Annotated in this window: 1 protein-coding gene; it reads left to right on the forward strand. The window is 42.8% G+C overall.

Annotated features, from left to right (window positions below):
- Positions 1 to 235: 235 nt before the first annotated feature.
- On the forward strand, positions 236 to 1,495 hold the full coding sequence (gene rho, locus CEX73_RS02305; RefSeq protein WP_101626985.1) for a transcription termination factor Rho: 1,260 nt from the start codon (positions 236 to 238) through the stop codon (positions 1,493 to 1,495).
- Positions 1,496 to 1,613 lie beyond the last annotated feature (118 nt).

Raw genomic sequence — 1,613 nt, forward strand, 5'->3', positions numbered from 1 at the left:
GGTAATTCATGCTTGACACGAAAAGTGTCCAAGGATTGCGTCAAAAAGCAGACCAGATTAAATAACATTATTATTTATTTTTATTAAATGTACGATTACTTAATCGCTGTCTTCTTGTTATTCTTATTCGTTTTGTATGAATGGCTATTAGTCTCGTCAGACTGCCATCCCATCCATAACATCACCATCCACAACATCAGTTCGAGATATACTCCTAGTTTAAGAACCCACCATTATGAACCTTACCGAATTAAAAAATACGCCAGTTTCGGAGTTAGTAACAATCGGCGAGAAAATGGGGCTCGAAAACCTAGCCCGCATGCGTAAACAGGACATCATTTTCGCCACACTTAAGCAACACGCAAAAAGTGGAGAAGATATCTTCGGCGATGGTGTACTGGAAATACTGCAAGACGGATTTGGCTTTTTGCGCTCTGGTGACAGTTCCTACCTAGCCGGTCCAGATGATATATATGTTTCTCCCAGCCAGATTCGCCGCTTTAACCTGCGTACCGGCGATACTATTTCTGGCAAAATTCGTCCGCCGAAAGAAGGTGAGCGTTACTTCGCGCTATTGAAGGTTAACGAGGTCAACTACGATAAACCAGAAAATGCCCGCAACAAGATTTTATTCGAAAACCTAACTCCGTTACACGCTAATTCACGTCTGCGCATGGAGCGTGGAAACGGCTCTACGGAAGATTTAACGGCTCGCGTACTAGACTTAGCATCGCCTATTGGACGTGGTCAGCGTGGTCTAATAGTAGCGCCGCCGAAAGCCGGTAAAACTATGCTGATGCAAAATATTGCGCAAAGTATTACTTACAACTATCCTGATTGCGTACTGATGGTTTTATTAATCGACGAACGCCCAGAAGAAGTAACAGAAATGCAGCGGCTAGTTAAAGGTGAAGTGATAGCGTCAACATTTGACGAGCCGGCTACACGCCATGTGCAAGTAGCAGAAATGGTAATCGAAAAAACAAAGCGACTCGTAGAGCACAAAAAAGATGTCATTATCTTGTTAGATTCCATCACGCGTCTTGCACGCGCCTATAATACCGTAGTCCCTGCCTCAGGCAAAGTTTTGACAGGTGGTGTAGACGCTAATGCCCTGCATCGTCCGAAACGTTTCTTTGGTGCCGCGCGGAACATAGAAGAGGGTGGCAGCTTGACCATTATTGCCACTGCGTTAATTGATACCGGTTCAAAGATGGACGAAGTTATTTACGAAGAATTTAAAGGTACTGGTAACATGGAATTACACTTGTCGCGTAAAATAGCAGAGAAGCGTGTTTTCCCAGCTATCGACTACAACAGATCTGGTACTCGTAAAGAAGAATTGCTGACGACTCAGGAAGAACTACAGAAAATGTGGATCTTACGCAAAATAATCCATCCTATGGGTGAAATCGATGCAATGGAATTCATGATTAATAAGTTGGCGATGACCAAAACTAACGATGAATTATTTGACATGATGAAACGCTATTAAGCAATAAAAACTATGGTTAGGGGTTAGGGTAGCGCCACCTGATCAGGTGGCGTTTTTTGTTTCTTTTGTTTCTGATGCTTGGATAGTAACAGTTTGTGATCATAAGCAGTAAACAACA

Source organism: Candidatus Palibaumannia cicadellinicola (assembly GCF_002855795.1).
Taxonomy (GTDB): Bacteria; Pseudomonadota; Gammaproteobacteria; order Enterobacterales; family Enterobacteriaceae; genus Baumannia; species Baumannia cicadellinicola_C.

Bases quoted from the DNA above. Each gene is read 5' to 3' on its own strand.
- rho (WP_101626985.1), top strand. From the start codon at position 236: ATGAACCTTACCGAATTAAAAAATACGCCAGTTTCGGAGTTAGTAACA.